Raw genomic sequence first — 15789 nt, forward strand, 5'->3', positions numbered from 1 at the left:
CCGGCTTCGAGCCCCGCGCCATCCCCGGGTCCCGCGTCGCCGGCCCGGTGCGCGGGTGGCGCGCCGGCCCGCCGCTTCGTCGATGACCGACGCCCCGGGAGGGAGATTCGATGACGGCCGAGTCCGGCGACCGAGCGAGCGCCGTCGCCGATGCCAGGCAGCCCGACGGCTCGTCGCCCCGGATCACGTCGCTGGCGTTCCTGACGCCGGGGAACTACCCGGACGACGACCCGTACTCGGGCCTGGAGGAGACGCTGAGCCTGTTCGAGCTGGGGGAGCGCCTCGGCTTCGACGGGGGCTGGATCCGCCAGCGTCACCTGGAGCACGGGGTCTCGTCGGCGGCGGTGTTCCTCGCCGCCGCGACCCAGCGCACCCGGCGGATCGAGCTTGGCACGGCCGTGATCCCGATCGGCTACGAAAGCCCCTTCCGGCTCGCCGAGGACCTGGCCACCGTCGACGTGCTGGCGCGCGGCCGGCTCCAGCCGGGCTTCAGCGCTGGCATGCCGCCGCACGCCGACCTGATGGGCGACCTCGTCTTCGACGGCGACTGGCGGTCGTACGACCTGTCCTACGGCCGGATCGCCAGGCTGGTCGAGGTCCTGCGCGGCGGATATCTGGGCGACGAGGACACCCTCATCCACTCGCCCGGCAACGTCCAGCGCCCCCGTCAGCAGCCGCACGCGCCGGGACTGGCCGACCGGGTCTGGTATGGCGGGGGCAGCCTGCGCTCGGTCCGCTGGGCCGCCGAGTCCGGGCTGAACCTGCTGACCGGCAACGTCATCAACGGCGAGGTCATCAACGGCGAGGTCGTCGACGGCGAGGGGTTGGACGGCGGGGGCTTGGACGGTGCCGGCACCGACGACTTCGTGACCGCCCAGCTGGCGGCCATCCGCGAGTACCGCCGGCTGCTCGCCCCCGGCCGGCCCGGCCGGATCGCGCTCGGCCGGGTCATCGTCCCGTTCGACGGCGCGGACCGGGCCACCCGGGATCGCTACCGCGCCTACGCCGCCAGCCGCTACGAGCGCACGCTCAAGGCACATGGCGAGCGGCGCATCCTGTTTGCCGTCGATCTCGTCGGCGACGCCGAACAGATCGTCGAACAGCTGCTTTCCGATGCCGCTGTCGCGGCCGTCAGCGAGCTACGCATCGAACTGCCCTACGAGTTCGACCGGGCTGACTACGAGCAGATCCTGCGCGACGTCGCCACCCTGGTCGCCCCCGCGCTGGGCTGGCGCCCCGCGACGGACCGGGCCGAGCCGGGACCGGGCGCGCCCCCCGCGCCCGCGTCGTCTCCGTCGGCCACATCGTCTCCGTCGGGTACGTCGGCCACGTCGGCCGGATCGGGCGGAGCCCTGCGTCATGACTGACGGCTCGGGCTCGCCACTGGCTGGCGTCGTCCGCGCCTGGCGAGGGCACCTCGTGGAACAAAATTCCGACTATGCCGGTCGTTAAATGAGAGAATTGTGGCCGCCCGAGAGGGGAACCCCGAGATGAGCAAGCCGATCAAGCAGGTCCATCTGGCGGCCCACTTCCCCGGCGTGAACAACACGACCGTGTGGAGCGACCCGGCCGCGGGCAGCCACATCGAGTTCGCCTCGTTCCGTCATTTCGCGCAGACGGCCGAGCGCGGCAAGTTCGACTTCTTCTTCCTGGCCGAGGGGCTGCGGCTACGCGAGCAGAACGGGCTGATGTACGACCTGGACGTCGTCGGTCGGCCGGACACGTTCACCGTGCTCGCGGCGCTCGCCGCCGTCACCGACCACATCGGCCTGACCGGCACGATCAACTCCACCTTCAACGAGCCCTACGAGGTCGCCCGCCAGTTCGCCAGCCTCGACCACCTCTCCGGCGGCCGGACGGCGTGGAACGTCGTCACCTCGTGGGACGCGTTCACCGGCGAGAACTTCCGCCGCGGCGGCTACCTGCCGCAGGAGGAGCGCTACGCGCGGGCGAAGGCGTTCCTCGCCGCCGCCCTGGTGCTCTTCGACTCCTGGACGGGCGACGAGATCGTCGCCGACCAGGAGAGCGGGCAGTTCCTGCGCCGTCCCTTGCCGGGTGCGTTCGAGCACCGCGACGCGTACTTCGACATCAGCGGCCACTTCAACGTGCCGCGCGGCCCGCAGGGACGCCCGGTCATCTTCCAGGCTGGTGACTCGGACGAAGGCCGTGAGTTCGCGGCATCGAGCGCTGACGCCATCTTCACCGGCCATTCCACCCTCGAAGCCGGGCAGGCGTTCTACACGGATGTGAAGGGACGGCTCGCGCGCTACGGCCGGGCGCGTGAGTCGCTGCTGGTACTACCGGCGGCGACCTTCGTGCTTGGCGACACCGATGCCGAGGCGGCCGAGCTGGCCCACGAGGTCCGGCTGGCGCAGGTCAGCGGCCAGACGGCCATCAGGTTCCTCGAGCAGCTGTGGAACCGCGACCTGTCCGACCACGACCCCGACGGCCCGTTGCCCGCGGTCGACCCGGTGGTCGGCGAGAACACCATCGCGCGCGGCCGGGCCAGCGTGCGGATGTTCCGCGACCCGGTCGCCGTCGCCCGTCAGTGGCGGGCGCTCGCGGAGGCGAAGAACCTCACCAGCCGAGAGCTGATCATCGAGGTCACCGGCCGGCAGACCTTCGTCGGCTCCGCGGCGACCGTGGCCGGGGCGATCAACGACCTGGTCCAGGCGGACGCGTCCGACGGCTTCATCCTCGTCCCGCACGTCACCCCGGGTGGGCTGGATTCCTTCGTGGACACCGTCGTGCCGCTGCTGCAGGAGCGCGGCGTCTACCGGACCGAGTACGAGGGCACGACCCTTCGCGACCATCTCGGCCTCCCGCCGCTCGGCGCGCCCACGCAGGCGGGTGAACGGGGCCAGGCCGCGGGATAGGCGAGGCAGGCCGAGGTGACGAGCCGACGGCGTCGGGCGGATGACCACACCCGGCCGGTAGCCGCGCGGGCCGGTCCGCTCCGCGTGGCCGTGGCCATGGCCGTGGCCGTGGTCATGGCCGGGCCGACGGCGCGAGCGCGTGTCCGCGCCCTCGCGCGCGCCCGGGTCCCACGCCTCCTCTCCCGCGCCTCGTCCCCGCGCGGTACCGCCGTCGGAACGATCTTCGGAAGGGCGCCCATCACATGGCCACCACCCCACTTGCCGTACTGGACCTGATCCCGATTCCGGCTGGCTCGACCGCCGCGCGGGCGCTGCGCAACACCATCGACCTGACCCAGCAGGCGGAGCGCCTCGGCTACACCCGCTACTGGTTCGCCGAGCACCATCTCAACCCGGGGGTCGCCGGCACCTCACCCGCGGTCGTCCTGGCCCTGACGGCGGCGGCGACCTCGACCATCCGCATCGGTTCCGGTGGTGTCCAGCTCGGGCACCGCACGGCGCTGTCGACCGTCGAGGAGTTCGGGCTGATCGATGCCCTGCACCCCGGGCGCCTCGACCTGGGCCTCGGCCGTTCAGGCGGTCCGAGCGTGACCAAGGTGCCCGTCCTGGCGGGCTCCGGCGGCGCCGGCGCCGACGTCGTCGACGGGCGGGCGCCCAACGGCCTGCGCATCCCGCCGAAGTTCTCCTTCGAGCACCTGCTGGGCTTGCCGCGGTTCGCGTTGCAGCGCGGCCTGCTCGCCCTTCCCGGCGCCACATCCCAGGACTTCGGCGAGCAGATCGACGACATCCTCGCTCTGCTCGCCGGCACCTACCGCTCGGCCGACGGCGAGGAGGCCCACGTCGTGCCCGGCGAAGGCGCCCAGGCCCAGGTCTGGATCCTCGGCAGCAGCGCCGGCGAGAGCGCGGCCGTGGCCGGCGAGCGCGGCCTGCGGTTCGCGGCGAACTACCACGTCAGCCCGGCCACCGTGCTGGAGGCGACCGCGGCCTACCGCGCGGCGTTCCGCCCGTCGCTCGAGCTCGCCGAGCCCTACGTCGCCGTGTCCGCGGACGTCGTCGTCGCCGAGGACGACGTCACGGCGCGCGAGCTCGCCACCGGCTATGGGCTGTGGGTGCGCAGCATCCGCACCGCCGAGGGCGCCATCCCGTTCCCGACGCCCGACCAGGCGCGCCGGCACGAGTGGACCGACGCCGACCGCGCGCTCGTCGCCGACCGGGTCGACACCCAGTTCGTCGGCTCCCCGGCCCGGGTCGCCGACCAGCTCGAGCAACTGCGCGACGCCACCGGCGCCGACGAACTCGTCATCACGACCATCACCCACGACCACGCCGACCGCGTGCGTTCCTACCAGCTGCTCGCCGACGAGTGGCTGAGCCGGTGAGCAGACCCGCTCCCGCCTGGGCGCGGGGACCGGTCCCGCCTCCCGGGCCACCGCGGCCGGGCCCGGACCAGACATCGGCGCCGCCCGCGCGCGACGCCGCGCAGAAGGGACGACTTCCATGACCGACGGCCCGACGATCCATCTCGCCGTCGCGCTGGACGGCGCGGGCTGGCACCCGGCCGCGTGGCGCGAGCACGACGCCCACCCCACCGAGCTGCTCACCGCGAGCTACTGGCGTGACCTGGTCCTGGAGGCCGAGCGCGGCCTGCTCGACTTCGTCACCATCGAGGACTCCCTGGGCCTGCAGTCCACCCGCTTCGACGGTCCGGACGAGCGCGTCGACCAGGTGCGCGGCCGCCTCGACGCCGTCCTGATCGCGGCGCGGGTCGCCCCGCTGACCAGCCACATCGGGCTGGTGCCGACGGCGACCCTCACGCACACCGAGCCGTTCCACATCTCCAAGTCGATCGCCACCCTCGACTACGCCAGCGAGGGCCGGGCCGGTTGGCGGGCCCAGGTGTCGCGGCCGGCCGAGAACAGCCACTTCGGCCGGCGCGCGTCCCGGCCGTTCACGCTGGCGGACTACGAAACCCCCGAAGCCCAGGCCGTCATCGCGGAGAGCTTCGACGAGGCGGCCGACTACGTCGAGGTGGTCCGCCGGCTGTGGGACAGCTGGGAGGACGACGCGGAGATCCGCGACGTCGCGACCGGCCGGTTCGTCGACCGGGAGAAGCTGCACTACATCGACTTCGAGGGCCGCTGGTTCAGCGTCCGCGGCCCGTCGATCGTGCCCCGCCCGCCGCAGGGGCAGCCGCTGGTCACCGTGCTGGCGCACGCGACCGTGCCCTACCGGCTCGGCGCCCGCGCCGCCGACGTCGTGTACGTGACCCCGCGCGACGAGACCGACGCGGCCGCCATCGTCGCCGAGGTACGCCGCGAGCAGGAGGCGGCCGGCCGCGCGGCCGAGACCGTCCACGTCTTCGGCGACCTCGTCGTCTTCCTCGACGAGTCCGCCGCGGCGGCGCGCGACCGCAAGGCCCGCCTCGACGACGCCGCCGGCGAGGAGCTCCGCGGCGACGCCGTGGTGTTCACCGGCACGCCGGTCGAGCTCGCCGACCTGCTGCTGGCCTGGCGGCGCGCCGGCCTGTCCGGGTTCCGGCTGCGCCCGGGCGTGGCTCCGCGTGACCTGACGGCGATCAGCCGTGGCCTGGCGCCGGAGCTCGCGGCTCGTGGCGCCTTCCGCCGTGGCTACGAGGCGGACACCCTGCGCGGTCTGCTGGGGCTGCCGCGCCCCGCGAACCGCTACGCCGCCAGGGCCTGACAGCCGGCGCGCCCGCGCGGGCGGGATCCCGCGGGCGCCCGGCCGTCGGTCGCCGGGAACAGGTGAGGAAGGCGGGGCAGGTCTGGTGATCGGTCAGACAGGGATCGGCGGGGCTGCCGTGGCGTCGCGCCCGTCGGCTGTGACGTTGAAGTTGTCGCGGAAGACGTTGTCGGGGTCGTAGCGGCGCTTGAGGGCGCGCAGCCGGCGCAGGGTGGCGGGTGGGAAGGCGTCGGCGACGCGCTCGGGGCGCTGGTCGGTCTCGAAGTTGAGGTAGAGCCCGGAGAAGTGCGGCCGCATCGCGTCCCAGGCGCGGTCCAGGCCGGCGCGGCTCGCGCCGAAGGCGACCAGGGAGAAGTTCGCCGACCGGCCGGCGTAGGCCGTCGCGTCGGCCGGGACGTCCGCGACCGCCCCACCGACCGAGCGGACCTGGAAGAAGTACGCCTGCCCGTTCTCGAGCAGCCGGGCCGCGGCGTCGGCCAGCTCGGGGGTGAGGTGGTCGGCCAGCGCGGAGCGGCTCACCGGCTCGCCGACGCCGCCGTGCTCGGCGCGCGGGGCTTCCATGATCGCCGAGTACGGCACGATCTGGATGGCGTGGTCCAGCAGCGGGCCGGCGTCGGCCAGCGGCTGGAGCCGGCTGACGACCGTCTGCGGGTCGGCGCTGTCGACGACGGCCATCACCCGCGCGAGCGCGGGCAGCCCGCGCCGCGGTGGGCTGAGGATGACGAAGCTGGTCAGGTCCCGCGGCGCCGCCTCGAGCGCCGCGCCCCAGCGGCGCAGGAACCCGGCGGTGTCGCTGGCGTCGAGCACCAGCTGGGCGAACCCGACGTCACCCACCTCGTCGGCCTCGAACTCGAACGACGTCACGATGCCGAAGTTCGCGCCCGCGCCGCGCACCGCCCAGAACAGGTCGGGGTTCTCGGTGTCGCTGGCGCGCACCCGCGTCCCGTCGGCGAGGACGAGATCGGCGGCGCGCAGGTGGTCGATGGTCAGGCCGTGCTCGCGGGCCAGCCAGCCGACGCCGCCGGCGGTCGCGAGCCCGCCGACGCCGACGCCCCCGTAGTCCCCGGAGCTCAGCGCCCAGCCGTACGGCGCGAGCGCGGCGGCGACGTCGGCCCAGCGCGCCCCCGGGCCGACGCGCACCCGGCGGGTCGCCTCGTCGAGGACCTCGATCGCGTCCAGCCGGCCGAGGTCGAGGACGATGCCGCCGTCGTTGGTCGAGCGGCCGCTGACGCCGTGCCCGCCGCTGCGGATCGACAGCGGCACCCGGCGGGTCACCGGCTGCGCGCGGGCGAACGCCAGCGCGTCGGCGACCTCGTCGACCGTGCCCGGCCGCAGGACCAGGCCGGGCGACCCGCCGCGCAGATACGTGGACCGCACGGCCGCGTACCCGGGGTCACCCGGCTCGATCACGGCGACGTCGCTGCCGGCGACGTCGCTGCCGGCGACGCCTGTGCCGGCGACGCCTTTTCCGGTGGTGTCGCTGTTGGCGCCGCCCGCGCTGCCGGTGGCGCCCACGCTGGCGGGGCCGGTCAACGAGGCCGGGACGGCGTCGTAGTCGATGCCGGGGCGGCGGCGGGAGCGGACGGCGCCGCCGCGCACGTCATTCATCTGGGTGCCAGGGGCGGCGCGCCGCGCGCCGGCCGCCTCGCGCGGGGCGGGCACGACGTCCCCGGCCACGGGCAGGACATCCTCGGCCACAGGCACGACGTCCTCGGCTAACCGGGGCGGCGCGTCCCGCTCGTCCTCGAAACCGGTCGCCGAGGAGCTGGAGGGCGTCGCGGGGGCTCGTTCCTTCGCGACGAGTGCGCGCAGGGCCGGGGCGACCTCCTGGCCGAAGATCTGTACCGTGGCCGGGTCGTCGGCCATGAGGATGAACGCGCTGAACCCGAGTTCCAGCGTGAGTGGCGCCAGTTGCTCGACCCACGCGGCGGGCGGGCCGGTGAGGAACCCCTCGCCCGTGCCGGCGCGGCCGAACCGGCCGCCGATGTTGAGCAGCCGGCGGATCGCCGCCGGCGACCGGCCGGCCGTCGCCGCGGCCTCGTCGATGATCTCGTTGCTGTCCCGGGCCTCGGCGAGCCCACCCTGGAAGTAGGGGAGGGACGGCAGCCAGCCATCGGCCTTCGCGCCGGTCAGTCGCAGCATCTTCGGCTTGTAGGCGCCGAGCCAGATGCCGATGTCGTGCGCCGGCGCCGGGCCACGCTTGGCGCCGTGCACCTGGTAGTAGGCACCGTCGACGCGGAACAGCGCCGGATTGTCCGCGTCCCAGGTGCCCCGCAGGATGTCGATCGCCTCGCCGAGCGCCTCGGCGGCCTGCCCGGCGGTCAGCCGCCGGCCGCCCATCGCCTCGATCGCGTCCCAGAATGCGCCGGCGCCGAGCCCCAGCTCGAGGCGCCCGCCGGAGAGCAGGTCGAGGCTCGCCGCGGCGCGGGCCAGCACGGCGGGCGGGCGCAGCGGCAGGTTGAGGACGTTCGGGGCGACGCGCACGCGTTCGGTGCTGGCCGCGACGGCGGACAGCAGGGTCCACGTGTCGAGGAACCGTGCCTGGTAGGGATGGTCCTGGAAGGTCACCAGGTCCAGGCCGGCCGCCTCGGACGCCTGGGCCAGCTCGACCGCGTGGCGCGGCGGCGCGCTGGTGGGCGTGACGAACGAACCGAAGATCAGGTCGTGGCCGTAGTCGGGCATCCCGTCCACCTCTTCACCGGGTCCACCCGCCGTCGTCGCCGGGCGGACCGCGTCCTGTCGGCCGATCGTGGGCATCGCCGGCCGCATGGTCTGTCGAACAGACTATCTGTTCAGCAGATTTCCTGCCCATCGGTGGTGATCGTCACAGGCAGGGCGCCGCCACTGGAAGGTGGGCTCGCGCACGGGATCGCGGCGTGCCATGCCGTGCCAGCTCGGTCGGCGCGAGGGCGAGAACAGGGACGATGCGGCGGCCTCAGGGTGCGACGGCCTCGGGGTGGGACGACGTTGGCGCGGGACCGAATAGCTGAGGCCGGAAAGGCGGCCGGGATCCTCGTGCCGTACCGAGCGACGCTCGCCCGGCCGCTGGCCACCCGGTCCCGTGGGTGGCGGCCCCGAAGTGTCCGCCAGAACGCGAGCCAGGGACCGCATTCTGACGGACAAGTCCAGGGACACGACACAAACGACCAAAGCAACCGGCCGCCCGACCCTGGCGGGCCGGTCTCCGGACCTGTCCGCTGTCACGCGAGCCAGGGACCGCGCTACCGCGGACACTTCACCGGCACCGGCCCACGGCGCGGGCAAACCTTCGCTGATGCGGCACCAGCTCGGCGAGACGGGCGCGCTGGGTCGCTGGCTATGCCTGGGTGCTCGCCCGGGAGGACACCCAGGCGGCGAACGACTCGATGCCGTCGACGACGGCCTCGAAACGCGGCGAGTGGAACAGGTCGAACCCGTGCTGGCTGCCGGGCAACTCGGCATAGACGACCGGGCTCGCCGACACAGCGCGCAGCCGGGCGGCGAAGTCCCGGGCGCTCTCCACGGCGACGACGGTGTCCCGGTCGCCGTGGGCCACGAAGAACGGTGGCGCGTCCGGCCGCAGGTAGCCGAGCGGCGAGGAGGGCGCCCGCCAGTCCGGGCCCGCGTCGTAGTCGCCGTAGTACCCGCCCAGGCAGACGACGGCGGCGGCCGAGGTGTCCGCCGCCTCGAAGCCGGGCTGGTGGGCGGGGTCGCCCGCGGTCAGCGCGGCCAGCGCCATCAGGTGCGCCCCGGCGGAGCTGCCGGCCACGAAGATCCTCGACGGGTCGGCACCGTACTCGGGGCCGTGTTCGCGTGCCCAGGTGATCACCTTCTTGGCGTCGACCAGGTGCTCGCGCAGCCCCGCGTCCGGGCGAAGCCGGTAGTTCGCGCTGACGCACACCCAGCCGTGGCCCGCCAGCCGGTGCAGGAGGGGCAGCGACTGGGTGCTCTTGCGCCCGCCGCGGTAACGCCCGCCGTGGAGATGGATCAGTATCGGGCCGCCGGTCGGGCGGGAACGGCCGTGATAGACGTCGAGCAGGTTCCTTCGGCCCGCGTCGCCGTACTGAATGTTCTTCACCCGCCGGACGCCTGGCCCGCGGACCGGGAAGGGGCCGAGCAGGATCCGGCCCCACCGGCGGCGACGCGGCCCGTTCGGCTTCCGCGTGCCACCCGCGGCCGCGGCGCTGGGGGCGGCACGCCAGCCGGCGCCGAGGCCCTCGCGCAGCGCGTCCTCGACCACCGGCCGAGCCCGCGCGCCGCGCCAGGCGATGACGGCCACCCCGCAGGCCACCAGCACGGCCCCGCCGAACGTCACCCATCCACCGAGCGAGTCGACGTCCCCCGCGCCGAACGCCAGCAGCGTCGTGACGAGCAGGTAGGCGAACGCGAGAAACGGCAGCTCGGTGACGGCGACGCTCCACAGGAACCCAAGTGTGGCGACGCCCGGCGGCCGGCGCGGCGGCGCGAGCGCGACCAGGATCGCGCACCCCACCAGAACGACGGTCACCAGATACCCCACCGGCATCGCGCGCCTCCCTCAGGTCGGACGGCTGGCCGGCACCTCGGCTCCGGGGCGTCGCCGTTAAAGTGATATCAGATTATCGCCCGCATGATGCCCCGTTCGCGACTTCCTCCGGTCCCATGCCGAATGCCGGGTCGTCGCGAGAGGGGCTCGTCGCACGGGCAAGTCCGTACCGGAGCGCCACCTCCCCGCCGCGCCCTGTCCCGCCTCGCCAGCAGCCGCGAGCAGGTGGCCGTTCCACGTGGCTGAGCGCTGAGCGTCGTGCGTCGAACCGCTCACCTGGAGCCGAGGCGGCGGGACGCCGCCGCGGCCAGATCGCGGCAGGCGACCGCGAGGTCGAGGCCGGCGGCGTGCAGGGCCATGGGCCAGGTGCTGGTGTCGGTCAGGCCGGGGGCGACGTTGACCTCCAGGAACTGGGCGGTGCCATCGGTGTCGATGATGAAGTCAGCGCGCGACAGGTCGCGCAGACCCAGAACGCGGTGGGCCGTGACAGCGGAAGCGGCGGCGGCACGCAGCACATCCTGACCAAGACGTGCCGGGATGTGGAAGGCGGTTGCCCCGGGGGTGTACCTGGCCGCGTAGTCATAGACGCCGGAGACTGGCTGGATCTCGACAGCGGGAAGGGCGACCGGGCCGTCGCCGGTGTCGAGGATGCCGACAGCGATCTCGACCCCGGCGACGGCGCGCTCGATCAACGCCCAGTCGTGGTAACCGAAGCAGGCCATCAGCGCCTCCGCGAGCTGACCCGGCTCCTCGACGAAGCTGACGCCGAACGCCGATCCACCCGCGCGGGGCTTCACGACCAGCGGCAGGCCGAGCCTGGCCACGAGACGGTCGATAAGCGCGGCGGCCCCGAGGTCGTGGAACGCCTCACGGGGGAGAGTCACCGCGGGCGGCGTCGCGATGCCGGCCGCGCTGGCGGTCGCCTTCGCGGTCGCCTTGTCGAACGCCGCTCGGCAGGCGACGGGCGCGGCGCCCACATACGGCAGGCCGAACAGGTCAAGGACCTCGCGGATCGTGCCGTCCTCGCCCGAGGCGCCATGCAGGACGGGGATCACGACGTCGGGCCGGGCCGCGGCGAGCGTGGGAAGCGTCGAGCCATCGACGTCGCGCAGCTCGGCGTCGATGCCGACGCGTTCCAGTTCGTCGCGCAGCCTGCGTCCCGAGCGCAGGGACACCTCGCGCTCGGGGGAGAGCCCTCCGGCAAGGACAAGCACACGGCCCAGGTCGGTCACGGTCACGTCCTTCACTCGCGGGGAAAGTCGGTGGCAGGGTGAGAAACGAACGTGCGCCGTAGGAGGATCTCTGCCCGCAGTACATCGGCGAGTCGTTTCACGCCGTCCTGGATGCGTTCCGGCGGCGGGAAGCAGTACGACAGCCGCATGGCGTTCCGACCCGACCCGTCGGCGTAGAAGCCGGTGCCGGGGACATAGGCAACCCTCGCGGCGATTGCCCGCGGGAGCATCGCCTTCGCGTCCACGCCGTCCGGCAGCGTCAGCCAGACGAAGAATCCGCCCTCGGGCCTTGTCCAGGTCGTACCAGGCGGCATCGTCTCGGCGAGGGTCCTCAACATGGCGTCGCGGCGGTCGCGGTACATCTCGCGAAACGCCTTGATCTGCTCGGGCCAGGGCTGGGTCGCCAGATACCGTTCGACCGCGAGCTGGGTGAACATCGAATGCGACAGGATCGCCGATTCCGCCGCGAGCACCAGCCGCGCCGCCACGGGCTGAGGCGCGAGTGCCCAGCCCACGCGCATGCCCGGCGCCAGCGTCTTGGAGAACGACCCCAGGTAGACCACGTCGTCTGGAGCGTCCGCGCGCATTGCCCGCACCGGTTCACCCGCGAACGACAGGAGGCCATACGGGTTGTCCTCCACGACGAGCACGCCTGCCCGCCGGCAGATGTCGAGAACCTCGGCGCGACGCGGCGCCGTCAAAGTGATCCCCGCCGGGTTCTGGAAGGTGGGAACGGTGTACAGCAACTTCACCCGCGCACCCTCGACGGCCAGCCGGGACAAGGTTTCACGAAGCGCGTCAGGAACCAGGCCGTCATTGTCCATCGAGATATGGACGACCCGCGCCTGGTAGGCCGCGAACGTGTTGATCGCCGTGACGTAGGTGGGACCCTCGGTCAACACCACGTCGCCAGGATCGATGAACACCCTGGTCAGCAGATCGAGCGCCTGCTGCGAGCCAACCGTCACCACCACGTTGTCCGGATGCGCGTCCGCGATGCCCTCCATCGCCATCACGTCGCAGATCCGTGCCCGAAGTTCCGGGTCGCCCTGGGCGGAGCCGTACTGCAACGCCACCGGGCCCCGGCTCGTCACGAGATCGGCCACAGTCGAGGCGACCGCGTCGAGCGGCAGCGCGTCGACGGCGGGCATGCCACCCGCCAGCGAGACGATCTCAGGGCGGCTCGCGACCGCGAACAGCGCGCGCACCTCGGAGGCGACCATCCCGGACGCACGGGCGGCGTACGAGTCCCACCAGCGGTCCGTCGGCTCCGTGCCCCCCGTCCCTTGATCCCGGTTCACCCGTCCACCCCACCGTCGCTGCCAGTGCGCCGCCGTCCCGTCGTCATCACGACGACACCCGCCGTGCGCCAGCCAACCAGCCCACCGAGCCCCAACGCCAGCCGATTTGACGACCGGTGCGCCGGTCGAGCTTCCCGATGATCTTCAAGGGGTCGTCCTTCAGCGCGGCGCCTGGTCGGGCTGGGACCACAGGGCGCGGGCGGCATGGATGAGGGCGGCGTTGTCGGCGGCGGGGCGGCCGGCGGGGTCGGTGAGGGTGTCTTCGAGGCCGATGCGGGTCGGGAGGCCGAGGCGGCCGGCGAGGGCGACCAGTGGCCAGGTGGCGGGGCCCTCGCCGTGGAGCAGGCGGGGGCCGGGCACGCGCAGGTCGTCGAGCCGGGTCAGGACGGCCGTCGCGGCGTTCTCGGCGTCGGTCGCGGGAGCGTTGATGATCTCCACAAGCAGGCGGGCGCAGTGGCCGGCGAGACCGGACGCGGCCAGCGCCTCGGCGTCGGCGACCGACCAGACGCCCGCCTCGACGGCGATCCCGGCGGCCAGAAGCGACTCGACGACCGCCGCGAAGCCGGGTTCGCTCACGTTCACGGACGCGAAGTCGGGGCGCTCGGCGGGCGGCAACCGCGCCCAGGAGTCGACGGCCGCCTGCCGGGCGCCCGGATCGCCGCCGGTGATCCACAGTCCGGTGCTGACGCCGACGGGTATGCCCGGGCAGCGCTCCCGCACGGCGCGCACCGCCGGCCCGATGTGCGCCGCGGCGAGCGACTCGGCGCCGGAATGGTCGCGCGGGTGCAGGTGCACCGCCTCGGCGCCGGCCGCGACCGAGCCCGCCGCGGCGGCGGCCAGTTCGGCCGGCGTGACCGGCACCGCCGGGTGGTCCGCGCGCCCGCGGCTTCCGTTGAGGCACGCCTTCATGTGTCGGATCCGCACGTCGGCCATTGTCCAGTTCGACCGCCGGAGTCCCGCGCGGAACGGGACCTGACAGCTACACCGAACGTTTTCGACGATTTCCAGCGAGGGGTCCTCCCGCCCGGGACCGGGCTGTCACCATGATCGCCGGATGCTTGGGGAAGTGGCGCGGGACGCCGCTTCGCCGCGAACCATATCCCGGAGCAAATGGCGATCATGCAACGGTGACGGTCCCCGGGACCGGCGGGGGGAGCGTCGGAAAGTACATCGCGCCGAGAGTGGTAGTGGCAGGGCCATGACCGTGCCGCGTCCGGTGACTACCGTCGGACGGGTGACCGACAACGAGCTGGGGCTGTTCCTGCGCCGTCGCCGGGAGGCCGTCAGCCCGGCCGAGGTTGGGCTGCCGACGGGTCATGGCCGGCGCACCCCGGGCCTGCGGCGCTCCGAGCTCGCCACCCTCGCCGGGGTGAGCGTCGAATACGTGACCCGCCTCGAGCAGGGCCGTGACCGGCGGCCGTCGCCGGAGGTGCTCGCGGCGCTCGCCGACGTCCTGCGCCTCGCCCCCAACGAGCGCATCCACCTGTACCGGCTCACCAAGGGGGCGAACGGCTTTAGCTGCCTGGGTGACGCGGCGCCGGCGCGGACTCCCCGGTCGACCGTGCTCGCGCTGCTGCACCGGCTGGAACCAGCGCCGGCCGTGCTGCTCAACCGGGTGACGGACCTCGTCGCGCACACCGCCGGCTACGCGCGCCTGGTCGGCCCCATCGGCCAGCTTGACGGGAGTCCGCCCAACCTGGCCCGGTTCGTGTTCACCGACCCGCGGGCGCGCGCCGCCTATCCGGACTGGGACCGGGTCGCGGACGAGGCCGTCGCGACGCTCAAGGAGGGCCCGTTCCGGGTGAACCGGTTCGTCGCGACGCTCGCCGACGAGCTGACGATCGCGGCCGGGGAGGCCTTCGTCGGCCGGGTCGAGACGGTGAGCGGTCTGCCGCGGGCCAGTGGCGTCGTCCGACTGGTCCATCCGGAGGCCGGCGAGCTGCGGCTCGCCTACGAGACCCTGGAGTTGCCCGTCGACGACGACCAGCGCCTGGTCGTCTACCTCCCGGCCGACGAGGCCACCTCCGCGGCGCTGGACTCCCTCACCGGCCGCCGCCCTGGCGCCCTGCGCGCCGTCTCAGGCTGACGCCGGGGCCGCCGGGAACACGCCGACCTCGGACACCTGCCACGCATGATCGGCGATTGTGCCCTCCGGGGGTCGCGAACAGGGCGAGATCACGACCCCCGGAGGGCAGAATCGCCGATCATGGCCGGCGTCGCGGCCGGGTGACGGTTGAGGGTTGAGGGTTGAGGGTTGAGGGGTGAGCGCTAGATGCCCCGGTTGTCGGTCACGGGCACCTCGGCGAGGTAGCCGTTGTCGAGCAGGTACTGGGTCTGCAGGTTCCCGGCCGAGTCGCACTGCTGGGACGTCTCGGACCCCGGGATCAGGGCACAGACCACCTGGTACTGAATGCCGTCACCGGGCTGGTCGAACCAGGGGCGGATCCCGCCGGCGTAGACGGTGAACCCGCGCAGCACCTGGTAGACGTGGTAGTTGCAGCTGCCCGGGTTCCCGGGGTCGTTCAGATTGGTCGGCGGGAGCGACCGGTCCTCGTAGTCCGTCCCCTGGGGCGCGAGGAAGCTGCCGGTCGCCCGGCCGAAACGGTCGATCTGCTGGCCGGGGGCGAGCACCAGCGCGGAACGGATCGGCGAGCCGTCCGCGTTGAGGTAATAGCCATTCTGCGGCGGATACATCCAGAATCCCGGTGTGGCCGGGTACGGGGAGAAGCTCGCCGACGGGTCCCACCACGTGGCCAGGAACTGCCGCGTCGGCTCATTCCCGGTCCTGTCGTAGTCGCTGACCTGCTCGCCGACCTCGCCGAAGAGCGGGAGTTTCGCCGGCCCCAGGCGAGGATCGTTCTGGAAAGAGGCGGCCGAGCACTCGTCGAAGGGCACGATCAGCGGCCCGTCGCCAATCGCGGCCCGCGACGGGCCCGCCATGGCGACGAGCAGCCCTCCGGCCGCCAGTGAGACGAACGTCTTGCGGAAGCGCACCCGTTCCTCCAGGAGTGATCACGACCGACGTGACGACTCCGGAGAGTAGTTGGATGATCTCCACTTTGGTGGCGGGGTCGGACTGAGCGCGGTATTCCGCGCGTCGTCGCTTAGGACTGGCCGGGGTTGATGCGGGAGGTATTTCCGTTTCCGTTCGGAGCGGCCAGAAACGCTGCCGGGGC

The 15789-nt window shown here is 73.2% G+C and carries 11 protein-coding genes; 5 read left to right on the plus strand and 6 right to left on the minus strand.

Annotated elements, in window-relative coordinates:
- Window positions 1–110 precede the first annotated feature (110 nt).
- The 4 genes from I6A81_RS30140 (at window position 111) to I6A81_RS30155 (ending at window position 5576) form a co-directional block, all read left to right on the plus strand.
- Window positions 111–1367 (plus strand): LLM class flavin-dependent oxidoreductase, encoded by a 1257-nt coding sequence (locus I6A81_RS30140; RefSeq protein ID WP_203002803.1) that lies wholly within the window; start codon window positions 111–113, stop codon window positions 1365–1367.
- Between the two features lie 123 nt (window positions 1368–1490).
- On the plus strand, window positions 1491–2876 hold the full coding sequence (locus tag I6A81_RS30145) for an NtaA/DmoA family FMN-dependent monooxygenase (protein WP_203002802.1): 1386 nt from the start codon (window positions 1491–1493) through the stop codon (window positions 2874–2876).
- A gap of 242 nt (window positions 2877–3118) precedes the next feature.
- On the plus strand, window positions 3119–4255 hold the full coding sequence (locus I6A81_RS30150; RefSeq protein WP_203002801.1) for an LLM class flavin-dependent oxidoreductase: 1137 nt from the start codon (window positions 3119–3121) through the stop codon (window positions 4253–4255).
- A 118-nt stretch (window positions 4256–4373) separates the two neighbouring features.
- Entirely contained in the window at window positions 4374–5576 is a 1203-nt protein-coding gene (locus tag I6A81_RS30155; protein WP_203002800.1) for an LLM class flavin-dependent oxidoreductase, read from the plus strand.
- Between the two features lie 93 nt (window positions 5577–5669).
- Here I6A81_RS30155 and I6A81_RS30160 read toward each other — a convergent pair whose 3' ends face one another.
- From I6A81_RS30160 to I6A81_RS30180, 5 genes are all read right to left on the minus strand, one after another.
- The gene (locus I6A81_RS30160; protein WP_407661404.1) at window positions 5670–8258 is read right to left on the minus strand and encodes an LLM class flavin-dependent oxidoreductase; all 2589 of its coding nucleotides are present in this window, start codon (window positions 8256–8258) and stop codon (window positions 5670–5672) included.
- Between the two features lie 634 nt (window positions 8259–8892).
- On the minus strand, window positions 8893–10080 hold the full coding sequence (locus tag I6A81_RS30165; RefSeq protein WP_203002798.1) for an alpha/beta hydrolase: 1188 nt from the start codon (window positions 10078–10080) through the stop codon (window positions 8893–8895).
- A gap of 272 nt (window positions 10081–10352) precedes the next feature.
- Window positions 10353–11312 carry a D-alanine--D-alanine ligase family protein gene (locus I6A81_RS30170; protein ID WP_203002797.1) on the minus strand — a complete coding sequence of 320 codons (960 nt, stop codon included), beginning with the start codon at window positions 11310–11312 and terminating at the stop codon, window positions 10353–10355.
- Window positions 11313–11323: 11 nt separating this feature from the next.
- Window positions 11324–12535: an aminotransferase-like domain-containing protein gene (locus tag I6A81_RS30175; RefSeq protein ID WP_203002810.1), complete on the minus strand. Its 1212-nt coding sequence runs from the start codon at window positions 12533–12535 to the stop codon at window positions 11324–11326.
- A 237-nt stretch (window positions 12536–12772) separates the two neighbouring features.
- Window positions 12773–13546 carry a 3-keto-5-aminohexanoate cleavage protein gene (locus I6A81_RS30180; protein ID WP_203002796.1) on the minus strand — a complete coding sequence of 258 codons (774 nt, stop codon included), beginning with the start codon at window positions 13544–13546 and terminating at the stop codon, window positions 12773–12775.
- A gap of 301 nt (window positions 13547–13847) precedes the next feature.
- Here I6A81_RS30180 and I6A81_RS30185 point away from each other — a divergent pair, with 301 nt between their 5' ends.
- Window positions 13848–14699 carry a helix-turn-helix transcriptional regulator gene (locus I6A81_RS30185; protein WP_203002795.1) on the plus strand — a complete coding sequence of 284 codons (852 nt, stop codon included), beginning with the start codon at window positions 13848–13850 and terminating at the stop codon, window positions 14697–14699.
- Between the two features lie 182 nt (window positions 14700–14881).
- Here I6A81_RS30185 and I6A81_RS30190 read toward each other — a convergent pair whose 3' ends face one another.
- On the minus strand, window positions 14882–15607 hold the full coding sequence (locus I6A81_RS30190) for a TNT domain-containing protein (protein ID WP_203002794.1): 726 nt from the start codon (window positions 15605–15607) through the stop codon (window positions 14882–14884).
- Window positions 15608–15789: the final 182 nt, after the last annotated feature.

Origin of the sequence: Frankia nepalensis (assembly GCF_016786325.1) — a bacterium.
GTDB lineage: Bacteria > Actinomycetota > Actinomycetes > Frankiales > Frankiaceae > Pseudofrankia > Pseudofrankia nepalensis.

What these genes read in the sequence shown, in the direction of transcription:
- I6A81_RS30145 (WP_203002802.1), top strand. Translation starts at nt 1,491, where the DNA reads ATGAGCAAGCCGATCAAGCAGGTCCATCTGGCGGCCCACTTCCCCGGC.
- I6A81_RS30155 (WP_203002800.1), top strand. Translation starts at nt 4,374, where the DNA reads ATGACCGACGGCCCGACGATCCATCTCGCCGTCGCGCTGGACGGCGCG.
- I6A81_RS30150 (WP_203002801.1), top strand. Translation starts at nt 3,119, where the DNA reads ATGGCCACCACCCCACTTGCCGTACTGGACCTGATCCCGATTCCGGCT.
- I6A81_RS30140 (WP_203002803.1), top strand. Translation starts at nt 111, where the DNA reads ATGACGGCCGAGTCCGGCGACCGAGCGAGCGCCGTCGCCGATGCCAGG.
- I6A81_RS30175 (WP_203002810.1), bottom strand. Translation starts at nt 12,535, where the DNA reads ATGGTCGCCTCCGAGGTGCGCGCGCTGTTCGCGGTCGCGAGCCGCCCT.
- I6A81_RS30165 (WP_203002798.1), bottom strand. Translation starts at nt 10,080, where the DNA reads ATGCCGGTGGGGTATCTGGTGACCGTCGTTCTGGTGGGGTGCGCGATC.
- I6A81_RS30160 (WP_407661404.1), bottom strand. Translation starts at nt 8,258, where the DNA reads ATGCCCGACTACGGCCACGACCTGATCTTCGGTTCGTTCGTCACGCCC.
- I6A81_RS30180 (WP_203002796.1), bottom strand. Translation starts at nt 13,546, where the DNA reads ATGGCCGACGTGCGGATCCGACACATGAAGGCGTGCCTCAACGGAAGC.